A 23128-nucleotide genomic window follows, 5' to 3' on the forward strand; every position below is an offset into this window, starting at 1 on the left:
GGTCAACGCGTTACAGGAACGACTTCCCGTAATCCATTGGTGATACATCAAAGTATTCCGCCAAGGACTGACCAATATCCGCGAACGTTTCGCGTCGACCGAGTGAGCCCGCTGGCACTTTTTTGCCGTAGACCAATGCAGGGATATGCTCACGGGTGTGATCAGTACCAGGCCAAGTTGGATCGCAACCATGGTCAGCCGTTAGCAATAACACATCGTCTTCTTCAAGCATGTCCATGATTTCGGGTAAGCGACGGTCAAAGTACTCCAGTGCCGCGGCATAACCGGCAACGTTGCGGCGGTGGCCGTACGCCGAGTCAAAGTCAACAAAGTTGGTGAAAACCAAGCTGTTGTTGCCTGCTCCTTTGATCGCGTCTTTGGTTGCATCAAACAACGCTTCTAAGCCTGTGGCTTTGATTTTCTTGGTGATACCGCAATGCGCGTAAATGTCTGCAATCTTACCAATCGAGATCACATCACCGCCTTTTTCTTCCACCAGCTTTTGTAGCACGGTAGGAGAAGGTGGCTCGACAGACAAGTCACGGCGGTTGCCGGTACGCTCAAACTGACCTTTTGCTGGCCCGATGAAAGGACGGGCGATCACGCGACCGATGTTATAGTCTTCCAGTTCTTCGCGCACGATCTGGCACAGCTCATACAGGTTATCTAGCCCGTAGGTTTCCTCATGGCACGCGATTTGGAACACCGAGTCCGCCGAGGTATAGAAAATCGGCTTACCCGTTTTCATGTGCTCTTCGCCCAGATCGTCCAGCACTTGCGTGCCCGATGCATGGCAGTTACCGAGATAGCCAGGTACGCCCGCTCGTTCAACAATGCGATCAAGCAGCGCTTGTGGGAAGCTGTTCGTCAAGTCTGAGAAGTAACCCCACTCAAACAAGACAGGCACACCGGCAATTTCCCAGTGACCAGACGGTGTGTCTTTACCCGAAGACAGCTCTTTAGCATGTGCGTAAGCACCGATAATCTCTGCATGTGAATCCAAGCCTTCTGGGAAGTAACCTGACGACTCTTCACACGCTTTACCCAAGCCCAACTTGGTCATGTTAGGCAAAGACAAGGGGCCTTGACGATCCGCATTATCCGCTTCGCCTTTCGCACACGCTTGAGCAATGTGGCCCAAGGTGTTTGCACCTTGGTCACCGAATTTGACGGCGTCTTCAGTGGCGCCAATACCAAATGAGTCTAAAACTAATACAATTGCGCGTTTCATGATCGCCTCCATTAGACGTCTTGTAAGCTGATGCGACGATAAACGTCTGGTGTTGCACTCGGCGCCTCATCAGCGACTTTCACTGCGGCTCGCACCGCATTCGCCGCTTGTTGCCATTGCTCTTCAGTCTGAGCATGGAGCATGGCGAGCGGGGTGTGCTCATCCACTTGTTGCCCCAGACGAATCATTTCGTTCAACCCAACGGCATAATCAATTTTATCGCTGGCAACCCGACGGCCGCCACCTATTTCTATAATAGCCATGCCCAATGCCCGTGTATCCATGGCACTGGCAATGCCTGATTGCTCGGCATAGACAGGTTTGATCACAGATGCAGTCGCGAGGTATTGATCCGGCGACTCAACAAAATCTGCCGGGCCACCTAGTCCTGCGATCATCTTGGCAAAACACTCGGCAGCACGACCGCTATCCAGTGCCTGATCCAGTTTTTGTTTTGCTTGATTCACATCGGTTGCCAATCCACTGACCACCAACATGTCGGCGCATAGCGCCATAGTCACATTGTACAAACGTGGGTTACGGTAACGACCGGTCAAAAAGTCAACGGCTTCTTTGACTTCTAATGCGTTGCCGGCCGACGATGCTAATACTTGGTTCATGTCCGTCAACAACGCACTGGTTTTAGTGCCGGCACCGTTTGCCACACCTACAATCGATTTGGCCAATGCCTCTGAGTCTTCATACGTCGGCATGAACGCACCCGATCCAACCTTGACGTCCATCACCAAAGCATCCAGGCCTGCGGCCAGCTTTTTCGACAGAATCGACGCGGTGATCAGAGATATGTTGTCGACCGTGGCCGTTACATCGCGGGTGGCATACACACGTTTATCCGCAGGCGCTAATGAGCCGGTTTGCCCAATGATCGCCACACCGGCATCGCGGGTCACATCACCAAACACTTGGTTGCTTGGCATGATGTTATAACCGGGAATGGATTCCAGTTTGTCCAGCGTGCCGCCAGTGTGGCCCAAACCGCGACCTGAGATCATCGGCACATATCCCCCACAGGCAGCAACCATGGGCCCCAGCATCAGTGAGGTGACATCGCCCACCCCACCAGTTGAATGCTTATCAACCACAGGGCCATCAAATTGCATGTGAGACCAATCTAAGGTCATGCCAGAGTCGCGCATCGCACAGGTCAGTGCCACTCGCTCATCCATGGTCATGTCATTAAAGTAAATCGCCATCGCAAACGCGGCAATTTGCCCTTCTGAGACCGACTCATCGGCGACACCTTGAATAAACGCGTAGATTTCTTGTTTGCTCAACGCAAGGTTGTCACGTTTTTTACGAATAATCTCTTGAGGTAAGATCATGCTTCCTCCTTACCGGCAAATGGGCAAGGCCTACCTTGCCCTGGGTATCGATTGACAATCGACAGTTAATAACCGCCTTCAGCTGCTTTTTCACCTTCGCCCAAGGTGTGCAGCAGGTTTGCCAGTAAGCTAGAAGCACCAAAACGGTAGTGACGGCTATCAGCCCATTGTTCACCAAGAATACGGTCAGCCATTGCCAAGTATTGCTGTGCGTCTTCAGCGGTACGTACACCGCCCGCAGGTTTAAAGCCAACAGTCTCAGCCACGCCTTTATCGTTAATCACGTTGAGCATGATCTCCGCCGCTTCTGGGGTGGCATTCACCGCCACTTTCCCCGTGGAGGTTTTGATAAAGTCAGCGCCTGCATCAATGGCAATCTCAGAGGCGCGTTTGATCAGTGCTTCGCTTTTGAGTTCACCGGTTTCGATGATCACTTTAAGCAATACATCACTGCCACACGCGGCTTTACATTGTTTGACCAGCTCAGCACCTACTTGTTCATCACCTGCAATCAGCGCGCGATACGGGAACACCACATCAACCTCATCGGCGCCGTAAGCGACGGCTGCCTTCGTTTCTGCCACCGCAATATCAATATCATCATTACCGTGAGGGAAATTGGTCACGGTGGCGATACGCACCTCTGGCGTGCCTTGTTCGCGCAGTGTTTTCTTGGCGATAGGGATAAAGCGCGGATAGATGCAAATCGCTGCAGTATTACCAACGGCGGTTTTCGCGTTCTGACACAGGCTGATCACCTTTTCATCGGTATCATCATCGTTCAGTGTCGTCAGATCCATCAGTTTTAGTGCGCGTAGGGCCGCGGTTTGTAATTCGTTCATTGGTTATCTCCAGTCCTCATTCTTTTGCCAAACAGGTATAGGGTTGGCCACTGTATTAACAACCGGTTCTGTTTTCCGGTCATTGCTCAGCGGACTTGGCTCCATGAAGTTTGAGGCTGGACATCGCGCCGCCTTCAACCAACCATCCTTGTTGCCGCGTGCAAATACCTGGGTATTTGCGGTTTCGCCGTTGGACGTTTCTGATTGGGCTAGCCACACCTTGTTGCTAACCATGAGAGGAAAATAAGGATTGTGGCGCCAGCAAACTTTGACGGCGTTCACTTATTTTACCAACGCCGTTTCAGCAAAACTAGATTTTACCGTTCATGTTGAAAAATACACTGTTGCGCGGTGGAACCAATCTTTCTAACTGAAAAAACGCGCCACAATCCACTGATAGCCGACGCCGCCCAAATACACCCCGACAATGCCCATCACCCCGGATAAGACAGGCGGTGCGGGGATGGGGAGTTTGATCGCACTAAACAATACGCCCACTAAAAAACCGGCCACGAGGGCGAGAAGAACTTCCTGCATGGTTTTACCTTATGTTGTCACAAGCCTCTATTGATGAGTATACACCCCTCAGCAAGGACGGGTGGTTGAAGCATACTCATAACGTAAGCCCAATAAAAAACGCCACACAGGCAGCCTGTGTGGCGTTTTGATTAACATGATGTGCTATCGCGATAAGACGATTAGCCCGCCAAGGTTAAGGTAACAAATAGACCCGCAATGGTCGCTGCCATCAAGTTAGACAAGGTACCGGCGATCACCGCTTTTACACCGAAGCGTGCAATTTCTGGGCGACGGTTTGGCGCGAGGCCACCCAAGCCACCCAGCAAGATAGCCACAGACGACAAGTTAGCGAAACCACACAGAGCAAACGAGATAATCGCTTTGGTTTTCTCTGTCATTTCCATACCTGTTGCTGCAACAACTTGCGCACCATCACCAAGGTATTGCGTGAAGTTCAAGTAAGCCACGAATTCGTTAACCACGATCTTCTGACCGATGAAAGAGCCTGCGACCACCGCTTCTTCCCATGGCACACCGATAAGGAATGCAAACGGGGCGAACAGGTAACCCAAGATCAGCTCCAGCGTGATGTCTGGGTAACCGAACCAGCCACCGATACCGCCTAGCATGCCGTTAATCAGGGCAATCAAACCAATGAAGGCAAGTAGCATAGCACCAACGTTAAGCGCCAGTTGCATACCTGATGAAGCGCCGCCTGCGGCTGCATCAATCACGTTCGCTGGCTTCTCTGCGCCTTCAGCGGTCGCGTCAGCCATCTGCTCGACCGGCTCGTCGGTTTCAGGTTTGATGATTTTCGCAAACAGTAGACCACCAGGTGCGGCCATGAATGATGCCGCAATCAAGTACTCAAGCGGAACACCCATAGAGGCATAACCGGCCAGTACGCCACCAGCAACCGACGCCAGACCACCACACATGACCGCGAACAGCTCTGACTGTGTCATGCGAGGTACGAATGGACGGATCACCAATGGCGCTTCGGTTTGTCCGACAAAGATGTTAGCGGTTGCTGACATAGACTCGGCACGTGAGGTACCCAGTGCTTTTTGTAGACCACCACCGAGCACGTTGATCACAACCTGCATAATACCCAGGTAGTAAAGCACGCTGATCAGTGATGAGAAGAAGACAATAACTGGCAGAACTTTCAGTGCGAAGACGAAACCGCCACCGCCGAACAGTTCAAACATTTTGTCAGAAACCAGCCCACCAAAGATGAAGCTGATCCCTTCGTCACCGTATGCGATGACGTTAGCAACGTATTGTGATGCGCCGTACAGAATGTCGCGTCCGACATCGACATACAGTACGAAAGCACCGAAAAAGAGTTGGATAGCGAATGCGCCACCCACGGTACGGAGGTTAATGGCTTTGCGGTTATCGGAAAGAAGAACAGCTATCCCTAGCAGTACAACCATCCCGATCACGCTCATCAGCAGGCTCATAGTATTGGCATCCTCAAAGTAAAAAGTTGGCGTCTCGACAAAGTGGAATTTGGTTTCCGGGAGAGATTATACGCATCACAGTCACATTAAAGTAATATTCCAATCACAGTTCGCTGTAAAACTATTTTGTAATGCATCAATAAGTATGACTTTGATCTAGTTTTGTGAGCTTATGCAACCGCAAACGTTTGTCTTTTGCCCGTTCCCGCTCAATCAAAGCCAAACAATCTTTCAGCGTTGTCTGATGTTTCAGCCACCAGATGATCTCTGTCACAGCTTTTTAACGCTGCCACCACATCAGCAACCCGTGATACCTGAGAGGGTGTGTTCAGTTTTCCTTGAAATCCTGCCAAAGGCATGTCGGGGGCATCGGTTTCAAGGACGAGGTGCTCCAAAGGTAGCTGTGCAATGGCGCGGCGAGTTTTTTGCGCGCGAGAATAGGTTACGGTGCCGCCAACCCCGAGCATCAAACCCGCATCAATAAACTGTTTACCCTGCTGTTCACTGCCACTGAACGCATGTAACACCCCGCGTACGCCTGGGTAGGCTTTAACGGTGCGTAATAATTGGTTATGCGCTTTGCGGCTATGCAGAATAATGGGGAGATCATAGTGGCGTGCGAGCCAAAGCTGCCCCTCCAATAGCGCTTGCTGGCGCTGCTGAGCGGCATCCTGGTTCGCGAAAAAAAAGTCGAGCCCGGCTTCTCCGACAGCGACACAGCGCGCAGGACGCGCGGCCAGTGCCTGATCAAGTTTATCTAGGCTGGTGTCAGTGTGAACATCGAGAAAACATGGGTGCAGCCCTAGCCCCGCGTAAACGCCTTGTAAGCGTTCAGTCAACGACAGCACTGCTGACCAGTTACTCTCGCTAACACCGGGGACCACCATCCGCATCACACCGCTTTCGCGTGCCGCCTGCCAGTATCGCTCCGGGGCGTCTCGAAACGGAGAAAAGTCAAAATGGCAATGGGTATCAATCATGCTGAGACGTTTGTGTGGGGGGTGTATTTTCTGAGCGCTTGATAGGCACACAGCTTCGGCGGTTATCCTCGCCCAGCCCCATTCGCTGACACCAGGCATCGTAACGTGCCACCCAACGTTTAATACGCGCAATCATCATTATTGGCATCCTTGCTTTGTAAACCTTATGCCATTAAAAAGCCGTCTGGTTACAGACGGCAGTATAGCATGGGGGCGAACTTGGAGAGCGTTACCTTTCCCTGGTGCGTGTTTTTCGCCACACGGGGGGACTCAGTCTTCGCCCTCTACCGATTAGTGTTCGCGGGTCGCTCTGAGATCAATATCCGGGAAGCGCTCTTGCGTAAGGTTCAGGTTAACCATGGTCGGCGCAATGTACGTCAAGTTGTCGCCACCATCCAAAGCCAAGTTCGCTTGGTTTTTACGCTGAAATTCGTCCAGCTTCTTCTCATCCTTGCACTCCACCCAACGCGCGGTGGCCACATTAATCGGCTCATACAAGGCATCCACGTTGTATTCAGCTTTCAAGCGAGCTACCACCATATCGAACTGGAGGACACCAACCGCTCCGACAATTAAGTCGTTCGATTGCAACGGACGGAACACCTGTACCGCACCTTCCTCAGACAGCTGAATCAAACCTTTAAGCAGCTGCTTTTGACGCAATGGATCTTTGAGGCGGATCCGACGGAAGAGCTCTGGGGCAAAATTCGGGATCCCCGCAAATTTCAGATCTTCTCCTTGCGTAAAGGTATCACCAATTTGAATGGTGCCATGGTTGTGCAAGCCAATAATGTCGCCAGCAAACGCATCTTCAGCCCGTGACCGATCCCCTGCCATAAAGGTCACCGCATCGGAAATATTCACTTGCTTACCTAAACGTACATGGCGCAGTTTCATTCCTTGCTGATACTTGCCGGAAACAATGCGCATAAACGCGATCCGGTCACGGTGACGTGGGTCCATATTGGCTTGAATTTTAAACACAAATCCCGAGAACTTCTCCTCGTCAGCCTTGACCTCACGGTCATGGGTCGGGCGCGCCATGGGCTTGGGTGCCCACTCAGTCAAGCCATCCAGCATATGATCCACTCCAAAGTTACCCAGTGCGGTACCGAAGAAAACAGGCGTGAGTTCACCGCTTAAAAACAGCTCATGGTCGAACGCATGAGACGCGCCCATCACCAGTTCCAGCTCATCACGCAAATCTTGCGCAATGTCTGCACCGATCGCATCATCCAATTCAGGATTATCCAAGCCTTTGATGATACGTGCTTCCTGGATGGTATGGCCTTGGCCAGATTGATATAGAATGCTTTCGTCACGATGAATGTGATACACACCTTGGAAACCTTTCCCGCAACCAATCGGCCAAGATACCGGCGCACACGCAATATTGAGCTCACTTTCTACTTCATCAAGCAGCTCCATTGGGTCGCGGATATCACGGTCAAGTTTGTTCATGAAGGTGATGATCGGTGTATCACGTAAACGGGTGACTTCCATCAGCTTACGGGTACGATCCTCGACACCTTTCGCCGCATCAATCACCATTAAACACGAATCGACAGCAGTCAGTGTCCGGTACGTATCTTCCGAAAAGTCTTCGTGCCCTGGGGTATCAAGCAGGTTCACTAAGCAGTCGTTGTAAGGAAATTGCATCACCGAGGTGGTGACAGAGATACCACGCTCTTTTTCCATGTCCATCCAATCAGACTTCGCATGTTGGTTAGAGCCACGCCCTTTCACGGTGCCTGCCGTTTGAATGGCACGTCCGAATAACAGCACCTTTTCGGTGATGGTGGTTTTACCCGCATCTGGGTGCGAGATAATCGCAAACGTGCGGCGTTTATCAACTTCCTGTTGCAGCAGTGTATTTGACATAGCAGGTTATCTTCTTGTTGGCTTCAGGCGGCAATCAGGCGCCAGCTGAGGAGGTCATTCACAAAGGTGGCGTATTTTCGCTGATCTTGTAGTCAGCTTCAATTCACAAATCTGACTTCGCCGTGTTATCTGCATCCTTTAGGGTCAATATTGCTTGCCAAACACATCACAAATGTTGCCATTTGACCGCCTCGTGGTGTCGTTATCGGCCAAGCACGTGTATAATTAGCGCCACTTTCAGCTGTAACACAGTCAACAACGTCGACCATAAGGTCGCGACTATTGACAGCATACCGCCCACGAAGGCCAAACAGCCGCGCAGCGTGCTGTCATTAGTCGCGATGGTGAGCAGCTGAAAGCCAACACTTAGTGAGATAAACCAACGGGTTTATCCCTTAGCAACAAGGAAATAATCTGTGAATCCAATCGTAAAAACATTCCAATACGGCAATCATACAGTGACATTGGAAACAGGCGTGATGGCACGTCAGGCCAATGGTGCTGTCATGGTCAGCATGGACGATACCTCGGTATTCGTTTCTGTCGTCGGTAAAAAAGAAGCGGCTGAAGGCCAAAGCTTCTTCCCATTGACGGTCAACTACCAAGAGCGTACCTACGCCGCAGGTAAAATCCCAGGTGGTTTTTTCAAGCGCGAAGGCCGCCCTTCTGAGTCAGAAACACTGACCGCACGTCTGATTGACCGCCCTATCCGTCCGCTATTCCCGGACTCGTTCAAAAACGAAGTACAGATCATCGCAACCGTCGTATCTGTTAACCCAGCGGTTAGCCCTGATATCGTTGCCATGCTGGGTACCTCGGCAGCACTGGCCATCTCAGGCATCCCATTCAACGGCCCTATCGGCTCTGCACGCGTCGGCTACATCAATGATGAACTCGTGCTTAACCCAAGCCCAGCAGAGCTAGACGAGAGTAAACTTGACCTCGTTGTGGCCGGGACCGAAGGTGCGGTGCTGATGGTAGAGTCTGAAGCTGACCGCCTAAGCGAAGAGCAAATGCTGCAAGCTGTGATGTTTGGTCATGAGCAACAGCAAACCGCGATCAACGCAATCAAAGAATTTGCCGCCGAAGTGGGTACGCCTACTTGGGATTGGCAAGCGCCGGAAGTTAACGCTGCGCTACAAACCCGTGTGGCTGAAATGGCACAGGGCCCACTGGCTCAAGCATACCAAATCACTGAAAAAATGGCCCGTTACGAGCAAATTGGTCAGGTGAAGCAGGAAGTGGTGGCTGCACTACTCGGCGAAGACGAGACCTTGGATGAGCGTGAAATCCTAGGCATGCTTGGCGACCTGGAAAAGAAAGTCGTGCGTAGCCGTATCATTGCGGGTGAACCCCGTATTGATGGCCGTGAAAAAGACATGGTCCGTGCCCTCGACGTGCGTACGGGCGTATTACCACGTACTCACGGCAGCGCCTTGTTTACCCGTGGTGAAACACAAGCATTGGTCACCGCCACACTCGGTACTCAGCGTGACGCGCAAACCATCGACTCGATCATGGGTGAGCGCCAAGAAGGCTTCATGCTGCACTACAACTTCCCTCCTTACTGTGTCGGTGAAACCGGTTTTGTTGGCTCACCAAAGCGCCGCGAAATCGGCCATGGTCGCCTAGCGAAGCGCGGTATTGCAGCGGTTCTACCAAGCCAAGATGAATTCCCATACACACTGCGTGTGGTATCTGAGATCACAGAATCCAACGGCTCTTCCTCAATGGCTTCTGTCTGCGGCACCTCCTTGGCGCTGATGGATGCCGGTGTACCTGTGAAAAAATCAGTGGCCGGTATCGCCATGGGTCTGGTGAAAGAAGACAACGATTTCGTTGTGCTTTCTGACATCTTGGGTGATGAAGATCACTTAGGTGACATGGACTTTAAAGTGGCTGGGACGGATGACGGTGTCACTGCGTTGCAGATGGACATCAAAATCGAAGGGATCACTAAAGAGATCATGCAAATCGCATTGAACCAAGCTAAAGGCGCACGTTTACACATCCTGGATGTGATGGACCAAGCCATCGGCTCGGCACGCGACGATATCTCTGAGTTCGCGCCTCGTATCCACACCATGAGCATCAACCCAGATAAGATCCGCGATGTCATTGGTAAAGGTGGCGCCGTGATCCGTCAGCTTACCGAAGAAACTGGCACCACCATTGAAATCGACGACAACGGCACAGTGAAAATTGCGGCCACCGACGGTGAAGCTGCCAAAGATGCCATTTCACGCATCGAAGCACTCACTGCAGAAGTCGAAGTGGGCCGTATCTATACCGGTAAGGTTCAGCGTATCGTTGACTTCGGTGCCTTCGTCTCAGTAATTGGCGGCAAAGATGGTCTGGTTCACATTTCTCAAATCGCTGATCAACGCGTTGAGAAGGTGTCTGATTATCTCGAAATCGGCCAAGAAGTGGACGTGAAAGTGCTGGAAGTTGACCGTCAAGGTCGTATCCGCTTGAGCATGAAAGAAGCGGCGGCAGAAAAAGCCCCCGCTGCTGATGCTGCGCCAGCAGAAGAAGCACCAAGCACTGACGCTTAGAGTCATATCGTCATTCATGATATAAAGGGGGCTGAGGCCCCCTTTTTTTTACACGGAGATGCGCCTTCATGACCTTTTTTATTCAGCCACGGGCGGTGTTTTACAAGCCTCTGGCGATACTGGCGCTGTTACTATTAACAGGCTGCACCAGCCAGTGGACATTTCCTCCTATGGCCGTCCCTTTACAGCCTACCCTGCAGCAGGAAGTGCACCTAGCACGGATTGATCAGCTGCTTGCGCGCAATGATTTGAGTGACGACGCACGCGCCCAATTGCATTATGAGCGTGGACTGATGCACGACAGCTTGGGGATGCGCGATTTGGCACGATTGGACTTTAACCAGTCTCTCTCACTAAAGCCGGATCAACCTGATGTGTTCAATATTCTTGGGGTCTATTTTACTCAAAACGGCCACTATGATGCTGCCTACGAGGCCTTTGACTCAACGTTAGAGCTGGATAATAGCCACAGCTATGCCGCGCGTAATCGTGGGATCGCCTTGTACTACGGCGGTCGCTATCGCCTGGCCCATCAAGACTTACTCCATCACTACCAAGAAGATCGCGACGATCCTTATCGCCTCATTTGGCTTTATTTAGTGGAACGCGATTGGAAGGGGGAAACCAAGGCGCAACAAGCGCTGGCAACGCGAAAAGCGAATGCAGAAGCTTCGGGTTGGGGTTGGCAGCTTGTCGATATGTACCTCGGTAAGCTCAGTGAGCGTGAGCTGCTGGAGCAACTTGCCTCGCAAGGTGAAGACAATGAACTGCTAGCAGAACGTTTATGTGAAGCTTACTTTTACCTTGCTAAACGCTATCAATTCCAGGGCGACAACGATCGCGCCGTGGCATTGTATAAGCTTGCCATGTCGGGCAACGTGTATGAGTTTGTCGAACACCGCTATGCGTTACTTGAGCTCAACCGACTCGCCTACCGTCGACCATAGCGCCTCACTCGATAGTGCCTCAAGCATAAAAATAGAGCAGGATCACTGCTCTATTTTTGATCATGAGTAATACCAACAGGTATCCGGTTAGCTTGTCTGCGTACTGGGCGCCAAGGCCTGTGGTGGTTGCTTGTGGGGCTTACTTTTCAGCAATAGCTTTTCAAACTCATGCTTAGGCATGGGCGAGTGAAAATAATACCCTTGAATCGTGTCACAGTGCAGGTTAGTGAGCACTGACGCCTGCTGACGGGTTTCGACCCCCTCTGCCACCACGGTCATTTCCATGGCTCGGCCGAGATGAATAATGCTTTCCACCAGCGTCACCTGTTTACTCAAGGCATCCATATCGTGAATAAACGCACGGTCAATCTTAAGCTCATCAAGCGGAAAACGGGCAAGGTAAGACAAGGATGAGTAGCCGGTGCCAAAATCGTCAATCGAGAGGGCAAAGCCCAGTGATTTGATCGCATTGAGCATATTCAGCGCATGCTCATCGTTTTTCATCACCGCGCTTTCCGTTAACTCAAAAGTAATATCTTCTGGTGTCGCCCCCGTGGCTTTAATCAGCTTTTCCATGTGCTCAGTTAGCTTGGGGCTGCTAAATTGCTCTGGCGATAAGTTAATCGCTACCCGTCCCGGCAATATGCCTTGTTGACGCCAGCGACGCACGTTTTGGAAGACCTCGCGCATCACATGACGGCCGAGCGCTTCAATCAGTCCGCAGCGCTCTGCGACCGGAATAAAACGCCCAGGACTGATATAGCCCTCAACTGGGTGTTTCCAACGCACTAAGGCTTCAGCACCGTTGATACGATAATCACTGGCACTGACCTTAGGTTGATACCACACTTCCAGGCCGTTATTTTGTAAGGCCTTTTGTAGCTCGATTTCCAACCACAGCCGCATCCGTGCCTCTTTACTCATGCTGTCATGATAGGCGACCACACGGTTTCGACCTTGCTCTTTGGCCTCATACATCGCGGTATCCGCATTTTGCAGCAGCTGGCGGGCGTCTTTACCATCGTCGGGATAACGCACCATCCCCACTGAACACGCCAAGTACTTACTAAAATAATGCAATTCAAAAGGCTGACTAATGGCCCCGACCACTTTGTCAGCCAACTGATCAGGTGCATCTTTCGTTGCAGGCTTAGGAAGCAACACCGCAAACTCGTCACCGCCTAAGTGGCCAATGATAGTATCTGCCGAGAGCAAGGCGCGTAAGCGCTGAGCAATATCCTGAAGCACACGATCGCCGACATGGTGTCCGAGAGAATCATTGATATTTTTAAAATTATCGACATCAAGGTACAACATGGCCAATGGCGTTTGTGCCTTGATCAGCCTATCCAGCTCTCGACTGAACCCGTAGCGGTTATAAAGACCTGTTAATGCATCCGTATAAGCGGATTGTTGCTCACCGACTTTGCTGACATCCTCTTTTTCGGTGGGCTTTAAGCGCTTAACCGACGAGTCAGTGATTGTCGGCTGTAGGCGCAGCATATGCGCTTTTTTGCCCAAAAGATGGATCGGTGATTGGCACACGGTCAGCGGCGCGCTGTTTTTTGCACTCACCACCGACACACCTTGCCCATGGGGCGCACGCAATAGGCTGTCAATAGTGGTGGTCGTTGCCTCTGCCACCACAAGATAGTCTGATAAAGGTTCACCCATCAGCGCGTCGATACTACCGACGCCCAGTAGCCCAGCCGCCGCAGGGTTCGCTGATAAGATACAGCCATCTTCAACCACGCAGCAGCCGTCATCGATAAGTTGACTAAGATGGTGGTATTTTTCCTCCGCCTCTTCGAGCGCACTGGCTAATACTTGGCGTTCGGATGTATCTGCGGCATGAAAGATCACGCAGGGCTTACCACTTTCATCAGCGACATTTGGTAATGGTGCAACACTGAAGTGAAAGCTAGCACTATGGTAGTTGTCAGTAAGAAGCACCTCTCCCTCGGCGCATTCACCCCGTCTGGCTTTGTCATAATGCGGTTTGACCGACTGATAAAACGCCTCACCTAGGGTATCGATATCGGATAACCCTTTTAACGACGGCAAGGCCAGGCCAGACAGCTCGCTGTAGCGTTGGTTGGCGTAAAGATAGCAATCATTGCTGTCGAGAATGGCAAAAAGAAACGGACTGTTATCGGTTAAGCAGTAGAACCAATCATTTAACGACGATATTGGCATGAAAAGCTCACATCTGGGAATCACTCTCGACCATCTCATTGTCGAGACAAGCGTCTCATATATTAGACACTTTTAACTTTGTTGTCAGTAGCACTTTATGAGGCACGCGTCATGGGTTCAAGCTTTTCTCACTATATACCGCATATTTTACTGTAAAAATAGATAAAGGACTCAAAATCAGCAAACAGGGGAGACTGTGTCGCCATATTGCACAATTTGCTGACTATTTATGCATTTAGCTGCGTAAGCATCAAACACAAACGACAGTCTCCTCTTGCACGGGATCGGGAATCCGTTATTCTGGCTACACCATTTAATAACCACTACCTCTGTGATGATGATACGTACAGAAGCGCCCGCCGACCTGGTTCGACTAGACGGTTGGTGGCGAGAGACGCTAATGCGCCCCATGCAAGCCGATCAGCTCCAACAGCTGCGCGAAACGGGGCAGATCTCGCTTTCTCTCCTTGCAACTGATGATATGGGAGAGATATTAGGGCACATTGCCATCACCGACGCTCAAACCGCCAATAACACCCAAGAAATTACGTTATGGCATAGCCCAGATGCAAACTTGGTGATGCCACTGTTAGACGAGGCTGAGTCTACTTTGTTTGAACTGGGCTATAGCCTGTTAAAAATTGCGCCCAGTGACGTTGCCGAAAAGGCAGAATTTGCCCCCTTAAACCCGGATGATACTTGGTGGTATAAACAACTCGCCGCCGCGACTTCAACGTAAGAGTCACCAAACCATGTTAACGGATATCCAACGTTTACAAGCCATGGATCTCGATGTGTGGCAATTGCGACACCCAGAAATCTACGGCCGAGAGCAAGAGGTGATTCAATTGCCTGACCACTGCCAATTATTGTTGGTCTGCGATCACGTACTCACTGATCAAGACGCATGGCTATTTGGCAATATTCTCAAAAGTATCAAACTAAGCGCTGATCAAGCTCGTCAACTCCCCCATGCCGCCTTGGCTGCGTTGGGTGATCATCATCTTAGCTGGTGTTGGTATATTGACTCGCCCGAGATCATTGTCGATGGCGTCAAGAGCTTGTATTCACTTCCTTTAGCGCAGATGCACGATAACCCGATGGCTAAGCGCGATCTTTGGCGTCAGATTTGTCAGTATGAGTGATTACCAGATTACCCCACTCGATCATGACGATATTGAGAGGATCAGCGCTATCGAGCAGCGCGCCCACCTCTTTCCATGGTCTGCGTCACAATTGGCGGTTTCGCCTCGCCAGTTTGACTATCACTACGTGCTGCGCTTGGCCACTACGCCCTCAACCATCATCGGTTATTTTTATGCACGCTGTATCGCGGGTGAGGGAGAGCTGTTGAATATCGCCATCGATCCTGATTATCAGGGGCAAGGATGGGGATGGGTACTTTTAAACGGGATGATAACGACACTACGTCATGTTGGGGCGGACAGTATTTGGCTAGAAGTACGAGAGAGTAACATACCTGCCAAAGCACTTTATCAAAAGCATGGTTTCCAAGTAGTTCACCGCCGGCAACAATATTACCGCTGTGCCGACGGTCACCGTGAAGATGCTTGGATAATGGAAAAGCGACTGACTTAGTCGCGACACTCGTGCTCATTATCAAGGCGAAGGGGGGGAAGAATATATCCCTGGTACCCTTGGCAGCCCAACTGATGAAAATACTGATGCTGCTCTGACTGCTCGATTCCCGTGGCAATCACCTTTATTTCCCGAGACGCGGCAATATTCACCAACATACGAATAAACACATCGTCAACATCACTCGACGGCTGGCCAAAACCAATATCGAGCTTCACGTAGTCAGGCTCAACATTTTTTATGTATTCGACGTTATCCATATCGCGCCCAAAGTGGTCCACGCCGACCTCAAAGCCTTGATCACGAATGAGTTGAAACAACGCCTGGCAAGCTTCTAGGTCTTGATGCACTGTCCTTTCTGCCACCTCAAATGTCAATTTATTGGCCAAGTAGGTTTTCAACAAAAAGTTTTGCAGCCAATCATGGAAGGCTTGGCTTTTAACACTTTCTAACGTTAGGTTGACCGCTAACTTATCCGTAACAGGGTTGGCTTTTACGTATTCATCGACCCGAGCCAACACATGCTTATCAAACTCTTCACCCAGTGCGTACATCGAGATACGGTTCAACAATTGCCCCGCGGCCAGCCAACTCTCATCAACCCAAAGATGCGCATACACCTCTTGGTGCCAGTTATGTTGATTATCGCGATGGCGAACCGGCTGGGCATAAAGCGCGAGTGGATTTTTATTCAGCGCATCAAGTAATATCTGCCGCCATTGCTCTCGAGTACGACTGTCAGCTTGTTCGTCAGAGGGCCAGAAATAGACGTCACCTTGGCGCTTAGCTTGTTGTAAAGCATTATCCGCTTTGGCCATCAGGCTGGCCGTATCATCCGTACGGGTTTGCGCTAAACCAAGATGAAACCCTTGGTTAGCAGGCAAAGCAATATGCTCCAGCTCTTGGTTTATGGCGCGCAATAGTTGCCTCAAGTAGCGACGCACTATGCGCTCTTCATCAATCGTCAGCAGTATCGCGATCTCGTTATGACTTAGACGCGCCACTAATTGATGGCTTTGTGCCAGCTCCCCTTGTGTTAACGCTTCTCCCAGCAAGCGCCAACACTGATCACGATATTGGTAACCATAACGTGCGCGCAGTCGCGATAACCAAGAGACTTCGATGAGCACAAGCGTACAACCCACGCCGTCTTTTATGTAACTTTGTAACTGATGCTGGAAGTAGCCTCGGTTAGGTAATCTTGAGACAGGATCAACCATCAATTTATCGCGCAAGCGTGCCAATTCTTCTTGCTGCGATTGCTGAAGTTTGACAACTTGCTGACCGGCAAGGTTAAACGCACTTTGTAAGGCCACCAAATCATTGACACGCGTCCTAGCCCGCGCGGGATGAAAATCACCATGACCTAATGCTTTCAACCGTTTTCGTAGCTCACCCAGCGGTGCAGTCACGCTAAGGAACATGACCGACGCCCCTAAGCTTATCAGTACACTCACTGCCATTAACCCTAGGACCAGCTGTAAAAGCCGACTCCACAGGGTCTCAATGTTTCGCTGTGGCCCTATCGCTATGGTCAATTGCGCTAACTGAGTCCAACCATTAGTCACTGAGACTGAGCGGGTACGGGTTGTGAGCCCCGTCAGTTGTGTAAACCATCCCGGTGCGTCCAGGCTCGGTGAGTCAGACTCCCACACTTGACGGTCTCCCGAGAGCATAGGTTTGACAATAATCTTCTCCACCTGAGGCATCGTGATAAAGTGAGAAACCAGTTTATTGAGCCTTTGCGTATCACCCTGTTCAAGCACCACAGGTAACGCCTCTGCGAGTGACTGGCTTAATAAACCTGAGTGTTGTTGCTGCTCTCGCTCTATCTGTTCGACACCAAAATGAAAGACCACTGCCGTGGTCACCAAAAGGATGACCACGGCAGTGGTGATGACAAACGAGAGCACACGTTGATGGAGCGTCATTCCACGCCTCTTTTCATGTTTAGGTTATCTCGCTGAACTATTGCTCTTCTGACGAATATATAGTCCATCGTTTCTCTGTTACCCCATGCTCGCCTGACACAGACGCTATCACACGGCGATTTTGTTCATTCGCTCGGTCACTCTCGTCATCAATCAGCGGTTGCGTTTCCCCAAATCCCTTCGCATCTACGCGGTTTTTATCAATATAGAACTGTGTCACTAACACATTGGCAATGGCTTCCGCCCGTCGCTGAGACAGCGCCATGTTGTATTCTGCATTGCCCACCTTGCTCGCATGACCCTCTATCGTCACGGTTGCTTGGGGATAGCGACGCATAAAGTCAGCAAGACGGCGAATATCTGCATACTGATCTTCGCGAACTTGGGCAGACGCAGTCGCAAACTGAACGTTGAGTTCAAACGACTCTTGCTCGATTCGCTGACTTGGGCAACCCTCATTGTTCACCTTGGCTTGTTCAACACTGTCACCACATTGATCGCGAGCGGCAATCACGCCGTCTTTATCGCTATCCGTTAAATCACGAGTTTGCGTCACAGTGTCTTCCATGGGTTCAACAGTTTGCCGGGCACAGCCAGCAAGCAATAGTCCAGTGATTAAAACGATGCTTAGCTGTTTCATTGTTCACGCTCCTGGCCCGTCAAAGACTCTGTATCCCAACTTGCAGGCACATCGACCCGTAGCGAGGCTAAAAGCTGCCCTGTTGCGTTCAAAATACGATACTGCGCATAACGTTCGTCCGCTTCTTTGCTCAGATACTCTCGGCGTGTTTCAAACAGCTCATTTTGCGAATCCAGCACATCCAACAAAGTACGGGCGTTCAAGCGAAATTCTTCGCGATAGGCATCACGCGTATCGGTCGCCGCCTCGACATGTTGACGCATAAAATCGCGTTGCTGTTCAAGATAGGTACGAGCATTCCAAGCCAACTTTGCGCCCTCAATGACATCACGATGCGCCATTTCATTGATTTCACGCGCCTCAATGGTTTGATAGGCCGTTTGTCGTTCACGCGCTCGGTCAGCGCCACCGTTGAACAAGTTGTAACGCATACGCACCATTGCCTGGATATTGTTATTCTCTCCGCCAACATCTGGCGGGCCGGCACCGTCTTCTCCCCCCACATTATCGTTCCAGTTAGCGTCTACTTCTAAATTGAACTCAGGCAAGTAAGCCGCACGCGAGCCGTCACGAGCCGCATTCGCCGCCGCAATATCCGCTTGTGCCGAGCGTAGCCTTGGATGTGTCTCCAGTGCGCGCGCCAGCAACGCATCTAATGACGAAGGCAACATGGATTCATCTGGCCTCGGCAGGTGAAGATCTTCAGGGGCTACACCCACCATTTTAGTGAACGCACTGCGCGCGTCCGCTAGATTATTACGTGCAGACATTAAATTAGCGTTAGCTCGCGCTAAACGCCCTGTTACCTGCGATAAATCACTGGCTTTAGCAAATCCACCTTCGTTGCTCTCTTTTATGGCATCGTAAATCTCTTGGTGATTCTCCAAGTTTTTCTCCGCCAACGTCACCACTTCATCAGCCACAAGCACATCTAAATACACGCGTGCCACTTCCAAAGCCTTGTCTTCAGCGGTTGCTATCAGTGCCCACTGTTCAGCAGTGGCTTCATTCTCGGTGCGAGAGACCTCGTTTTGTGTGCGAAAGCCATCAAAAAGTACCTGACGCAACGACACGCCCAGTTCACGGCGCGTCAAATCAACCTCATCGTCGGTGGTGGTATCTCGGCGAGTGCCTGGTGAATCTGTGCGCTCCCAGCCCATACCCGCGGTTGCATCCAAGGTAGGGTAATACCCCGCTTGTGCTTGTTCGACAGCCTGTTCTCTGGCTTTATATCGTGCAAACGCTTGGCGAATTTGCGGATGAGATTCCAAAGAGCGCGCCACCGCTTGCTCTAGGGTTTGCGACATCACGGCCGGCGAGCTTAAGCTCATTGCCAGGGTAAGCGTCGCGATACGCTTTTTATTGACCACATGCGAGAAATTCAGCACGTTGTTACTCCTACTAGTCTATTTCTCAGCGCTCACGTAGTGCGTTTTCTTTTGCTCGTAAGATAGGATTGAGTATGTACTCAAGCACGGTACGCTTCCCGGTTATAATATCCACGGACGTCAACATGCCGGGGATAATCGGCATAGGCGTACCATCTTCCCTGGTTAAGTGTGATGATTCCGTTCTTATCCGTACTAAATAAAAGCTATTGCCTTCTTCATCCTGCGTCGTATCCGCACTGATGTGCTCGACGGTGCCGTCCAGGCCGCCGTAACGAGTAAAGTCATAGGCGGTTACTTTCACCACCGCTGGCAGGCCAGGATGAAGAAAGGCGATATCTTTTGGCAAAATTTTCACTTCGACGAGCAGCTGATCTTCTGTTGGCACAATTTCAATCACATCTTCGCCCGGATCCACAACCCCACCGAGGGTATTGATATGTATTGTTTTCACCGTGCCATCAACCGGAGAGGTGATAACCGCTTTATTCACCTTGTCTTGAGCGCCTACTTTCGCTTCTGTTAATCGTGATAAACGTGCTTCTGTTTCACTCAGTTTAGCGCGTGTTTCACTGATAAATTGCAAAGCCGCTTCGCGGCGTTTCAATATCGCTTCATCCAATGAGGCTTTTATCTTTGGCCGCGAAAGCTTTAAGTTGGTCAGCTCACCGTCCATATCATTGATCTGTCTTTCTAGTTTGAGAAGTTCCACTTCTGAGACAATCTTCTTTTCCACTAAAGGACGTGTGATATTGATCTCACGCTGCATAATTGACATCGAGTTGTTTAAGGTTTTTATCTTAGAGGCGACCTCTTCCAGCTCTTGCTTTTTTTGTACAATTTGACGCGCTTGGATTTCTAATTGGTTACTGAGACTCTCAAGTCGACTGCGGTATTCCGATTTTTGTCGTGCAACCAAATTCGGTTTTCTGCTGGTTAATTCATTAGGAAACGTCATCGGCCGCATGGTGACATCGATTTGTTGTTGCCACGGCTTACTGGCCGGTTGTAGCGTGACACTCTCAAGCTCATGATACATCCGCGTCACCGACGCGCGCAGGCTATCGACCTCTTGCTCTTGTTGAGCAAGGTCAGAGCGAAAGCGTGTGTCATCAATACGCGCTAGAGGCATCCCTTTTTCAACCAGTTGACCTTCATCCACATACATGGCTTGTAAGATGCCACCATCTAGGCTCTGAATAAGCTGAACATGAGACGGCGGAATCACCTTGCCATTGCCGCGCGTCACACGATCAAGCTCAGCAAAAGCGGCCCAAACAATAAAACTGACGATAAGGAGCAAAGCCACCCAAACGACGGCTCTGTACTTGAGCGGCGTGTCTGTCATCATGGCGCCATAAACGTCATCAACCATGTCGAGATCGGTGGGTTGACTCGTTTTTTTAACCATTTTGCCCATTACACACTTCCTTTATTGAGCTTGCTCAATACCTTATCGCGCGGGCCATCCATTACAATTCGACCTTTATCCATCACAATCACACGCTGCGCCATGTTAAGGAGGGCCATATTGTGTGTCACCATGACCAAGGTGCGCGACTTCGCCGCGACTTCCATCGCTTTAATAAACTGGTTTTCGGCATGTGCATCTAGGCTGGCCGTCGGCTCATCCATGACGAGCATGGGGGGCTCGTTAAGTAATGCTCGCGCCAAGGAAACCGCTTGCCGTTGGCCGCGAGACAGTCTTTCACCGCGCTCCCCAACTTGTTTGTCTAAACCTTCATGATCTTGCGCAGTAAACAAACTCACGCCTGACAGCTGAACCGCACGCATCAGTTGGTGTTCGGTCACTTGGCGTGTTCCAAACATGATGTTTTCGCGAATAGTGCCGTGGAACAGCGTCACATCTTGGGCCAAATAGCCCACGTTGCGACGCAGGTCTGATGGATGTATCTGGCGACTATCCACACCATCAAACCGTAAGCTACCTTGGTTAGGTTGAAAAAGCCCCGCTAACAGCTTCAGTAAGGTCGTTTTTCCTGAGCCATTCTTCCCTAAGATGGCAATCACCTCTCCCGGTTGAATCCGAAAGTTAAGCGGATATAGGGCAGGCTTTTCTGTCTCTGGATAGTTAAAAGCTAGATTATCCGCACTGAGCTCGCCTTTTAAGCGCTTGCGACTGACCAAGTGTCCTTTGTCAGCAAATTCGTCCTCTTGCTCCATCATCGCATTTAGCTGCCGCAGTGACGTACTGGTTTGATTCCAACGATTGAGCAAGCTGGCCATTTGCGCCATCGGTGACACCGCCCGGCTGGAAAGCATCACTGCAGCGATGATCCCGCCCATGGAGATATCCCCGTCCGCCACCCGGTATACCCCCAGGATCACCACCGCGATTGCCATCATTTGGGTGATAAAGGTAGCAATGTAAGAGACATTATTGGTGATTTGTTTAACTTTAAAGTTCCAATTAGCTGTATGCGCGGTCATTTGTTGCCAACTACGCTGCACAATCCCTTCCGCACCACTGGCTTTAACGCCCTCTAGTGCCGAGAGGCTTTCGATCAAGTGGCCATGGCGCTCGGACGCGTACTTGTTACTCTCTTCAATGGCCGCACGTAGTTTAGGCTGCACCGAGACGGTATACCCTAAGATCAATAAACCCGCCACGACAGGGACGATCGCAAGATCCCCGGCCACCAAATAGATAATGGCAACAAAAAAGACGGCAAACGGGAGGTCCACCAAGGTCGTGATGGTCGCTGACGTCAGCATATCGCGCACTGAGTCAAATTCACCCAATTGCTTTGCGGTTGCACCGACACTGTTTCCTCGGTTAACGAGCGGTGTGCCCATCAGCCGCGCGAACAGGCGAGAGGAGACGATAATATCGACCTTCTTACCCGCCATATCAATCATATATGAACGAAGCTTGCGCATTAAAAAGTCAAAACAATAAGCAAGCGTCGCGCCACTGGCTAACACCCACAAGGACTCAAACGCCAAATTAGGGACAATTTTGTCGTAGACGTTCATCACGAAAAGCGGCGAGACCAGCGCGAATAGGTTCACTAGCACAGAGGCTAATAACGCATCGCGATAGATAGGTGCTGCGTCTTTGACCGTTTGCCAAAACCAATGGATCTTATTGTCATGCAGATGTAAGTCGACTGATTGATCGCCGCGGTACTGGCGCTTAATCAAAAAGCAGTAGCCCACGTACATCGACTCGAGCGCTTCGAGTTGCATGGTTTGTTCGCCACCATTTTCTGGTAACTGAATCAACGCGGTACCCGCTTCATTATCGATCTCTCGTAATACACAGGCTTTTTGATCGGCGAGCAAGAGCACACAGGGTAAGAGCAGTGGCCCTAAATTATCCAGGTTGCGACGTGACAAGCGTGCGGCCAAACCGGCACGTCCTGCCGCTTGCGGAAACATATCCGGAGTGAGTAACGCATTGGTCATCGGCAAGCCCGCGACTAACGCATCGCCCGAGCAGGGTGTGCCATAGTGTTCGGTAAGCAATACCAAGCAATCCAGCAAGGGATCGTCGGTAGGCTGCTCACCCGCGGCTATCTTCCATTGCACGGATTGATTATTACTTGATTGGTCAGTCACTTACATCTCTCTTTTGACCGAAAAATAA

Annotated in this window: 19 protein-coding genes; 5 read left to right on the top strand and 14 right to left on the bottom strand. The window is 50.8% G+C overall.

Features of this window, described 5'->3' with window-relative positions:
* Positions 1-10: 10 nt before the first annotated feature.
* The 8 genes from EHW58_RS10625 to prfC form a co-directional block, all read right to left on the bottom strand.
* Complete coding sequence (locus EHW58_RS10625; protein WP_152796332.1) at positions 11-1231, bottom strand: phosphopentomutase; 1221 nt, start codon at positions 1229-1231, stop codon at positions 11-13.
* Positions 1232-1242: 11 nt separating this feature from the next.
* Positions 1243-2574 (bottom strand): thymidine phosphorylase, encoded by a 1332-nt coding sequence (gene deoA, locus EHW58_RS10630; RefSeq protein ID WP_046075140.1) that lies wholly within the window; start codon positions 2572-2574, stop codon positions 1243-1245.
* A gap of 65 nt (positions 2575-2639) precedes the next feature.
* Complete coding sequence (gene deoC / locus EHW58_RS10635) at positions 2640-3416, bottom strand: deoxyribose-phosphate aldolase (RefSeq protein WP_046075139.1); 777 nt, start codon at positions 3414-3416, stop codon at positions 2640-2642.
* A 366-nt stretch (positions 3417-3782) separates the two neighbouring features.
* Positions 3783-3953, bottom strand: a complete 171-nt coding sequence (locus EHW58_RS10640) for a XapX domain-containing protein (protein WP_046075138.1) — start codon at positions 3951-3953, stop codon at positions 3783-3785.
* Between the two features lie 161 nt (positions 3954-4114).
* The gene (locus tag EHW58_RS10645) at positions 4115-5401 is read right to left on the bottom strand and encodes a NupC/NupG family nucleoside CNT transporter (protein ID WP_069362769.1); all 1287 of its coding nucleotides are present in this window, start codon (positions 5399-5401) and stop codon (positions 4115-4117) included.
* Between the two features lie 209 nt (positions 5402-5610).
* Positions 5611-6381 (bottom strand): TatD family hydrolase, encoded by a 771-nt coding sequence (locus EHW58_RS10650; protein ID WP_194163218.1) that lies wholly within the window; start codon positions 6379-6381, stop codon positions 5611-5613.
* A complete protein-coding gene (locus EHW58_RS15685; protein ID WP_158010268.1) occupies positions 6374-6520 on the bottom strand; it encodes a hypothetical protein in 147 nt (48 codons plus the stop codon). Before EHW58_RS15685 ends, EHW58_RS10650 begins: the two co-directional genes overlap by 8 nt.
* A 152-nt stretch (positions 6521-6672) precedes the next feature.
* On the bottom strand, positions 6673-8262 hold the full coding sequence (gene prfC, locus EHW58_RS10655) for a peptide chain release factor 3 (RefSeq protein ID WP_046075135.1): 1590 nt from the start codon (positions 8260-8262) through the stop codon (positions 6673-6675).
* 416 nt (positions 8263-8678) lie between these two features.
* Between prfC and pnp the strand changes: the two genes are divergently transcribed.
* A complete protein-coding gene (pnp, locus tag EHW58_RS10660; RefSeq protein ID WP_370517853.1) occupies positions 8679-10817 on the top strand; it encodes a polyribonucleotide nucleotidyltransferase in 2139 nt (712 codons plus the stop codon).
* A 68-nt stretch (positions 10818-10885) separates the two neighbouring features.
* On the top strand, positions 10886-11764 hold the full coding sequence (gene nlpI, locus EHW58_RS10665) for a lipoprotein NlpI (RefSeq protein ID WP_046075133.1): 879 nt from the start codon (positions 10886-10888) through the stop codon (positions 11762-11764).
* Positions 11765-11851: 87 nt separating this feature from the next.
* Here nlpI and EHW58_RS10670 read toward each other — a convergent pair whose 3' ends face one another.
* Positions 11852-13960 (bottom strand): bifunctional diguanylate cyclase/phosphodiesterase, encoded by a 2109-nt coding sequence (locus EHW58_RS10670; RefSeq protein ID WP_152796336.1) that lies wholly within the window; start codon positions 13958-13960, stop codon positions 11852-11854.
* A gap of 334 nt (positions 13961-14294) precedes the next feature.
* On the opposite strand from EHW58_RS10670, the gene EHW58_RS10675 reads away from it, so the two are divergent.
* The 3 genes from EHW58_RS10675 to rimI are packed head-to-tail and all read left to right on the top strand — an operon-like array spanning position 14295 to position 15559.
* Positions 14295-14699, top strand: a complete 405-nt coding sequence (locus EHW58_RS10675; RefSeq protein WP_152796338.1) for a GNAT family N-acetyltransferase — start codon at positions 14295-14297, stop codon at positions 14697-14699.
* A gap of 13 nt (positions 14700-14712) precedes the next feature.
* On the top strand, positions 14713-15105 hold the full coding sequence (locus tag EHW58_RS10680) for a DNA polymerase III subunit psi (RefSeq protein ID WP_046075130.1): 393 nt from the start codon (positions 14713-14715) through the stop codon (positions 15103-15105).
* The gene (gene rimI, locus EHW58_RS10685; RefSeq protein ID WP_152796340.1) at positions 15098-15559 is read left to right on the top strand and encodes a ribosomal protein S18-alanine N-acetyltransferase; all 462 of its coding nucleotides are present in this window, start codon (positions 15098-15100) and stop codon (positions 15557-15559) included. Before EHW58_RS10680 ends, rimI begins: the two co-directional genes overlap by 8 nt.
* Here the strand turns inward: rimI and EHW58_RS10690 are convergent.
* Genes EHW58_RS10690 through EHW58_RS10710 form a run of 5 tightly spaced genes read right to left on the bottom strand, consistent with a single transcriptional unit; the run spans position 15556 to position 23100 of the window.
* On the bottom strand, positions 15556-17490 hold the full coding sequence (locus tag EHW58_RS10690; RefSeq protein WP_152796342.1) for an EAL domain-containing protein: 1935 nt from the start codon (positions 17488-17490) through the stop codon (positions 15556-15558). The genes rimI and EHW58_RS10690 overlap by 4 nt on opposite strands.
* Positions 17491-17527: 37 nt before the next feature.
* Complete coding sequence (locus tag EHW58_RS10695; RefSeq protein ID WP_152796345.1) at positions 17528-18130, bottom strand: OmpA family protein; 603 nt, start codon at positions 18128-18130, stop codon at positions 17528-17530.
* Complete coding sequence (locus EHW58_RS10700) at positions 18127-19518, bottom strand: TolC family outer membrane protein (RefSeq protein WP_370517854.1); 1392 nt, start codon at positions 19516-19518, stop codon at positions 18127-18129. The genes EHW58_RS10695 and EHW58_RS10700 overlap by 4 nt, the downstream gene beginning before the upstream one ends.
* A 25-nt stretch (positions 19519-19543) precedes the next feature.
* A complete protein-coding gene (locus EHW58_RS10705; RefSeq protein WP_227986309.1) occupies positions 19544-20938 on the bottom strand; it encodes an HlyD family type I secretion periplasmic adaptor subunit in 1395 nt (464 codons plus the stop codon).
* Complete coding sequence (locus tag EHW58_RS10710; RefSeq protein ID WP_370517855.1) at positions 20938-23100, bottom strand: type I secretion system permease/ATPase; 2163 nt, start codon at positions 23098-23100, stop codon at positions 20938-20940. The genes EHW58_RS10705 and EHW58_RS10710 overlap by 1 nt, the downstream gene beginning before the upstream one ends.
* Positions 23101-23128 lie beyond the last annotated feature (28 nt).

The organism is Salinivibrio sp. VYel1, from assembly GCF_009377945.1.
Lineage (GTDB): Bacteria > Pseudomonadota > Gammaproteobacteria > Enterobacterales > Vibrionaceae > Salinivibrio > Salinivibrio siamensis.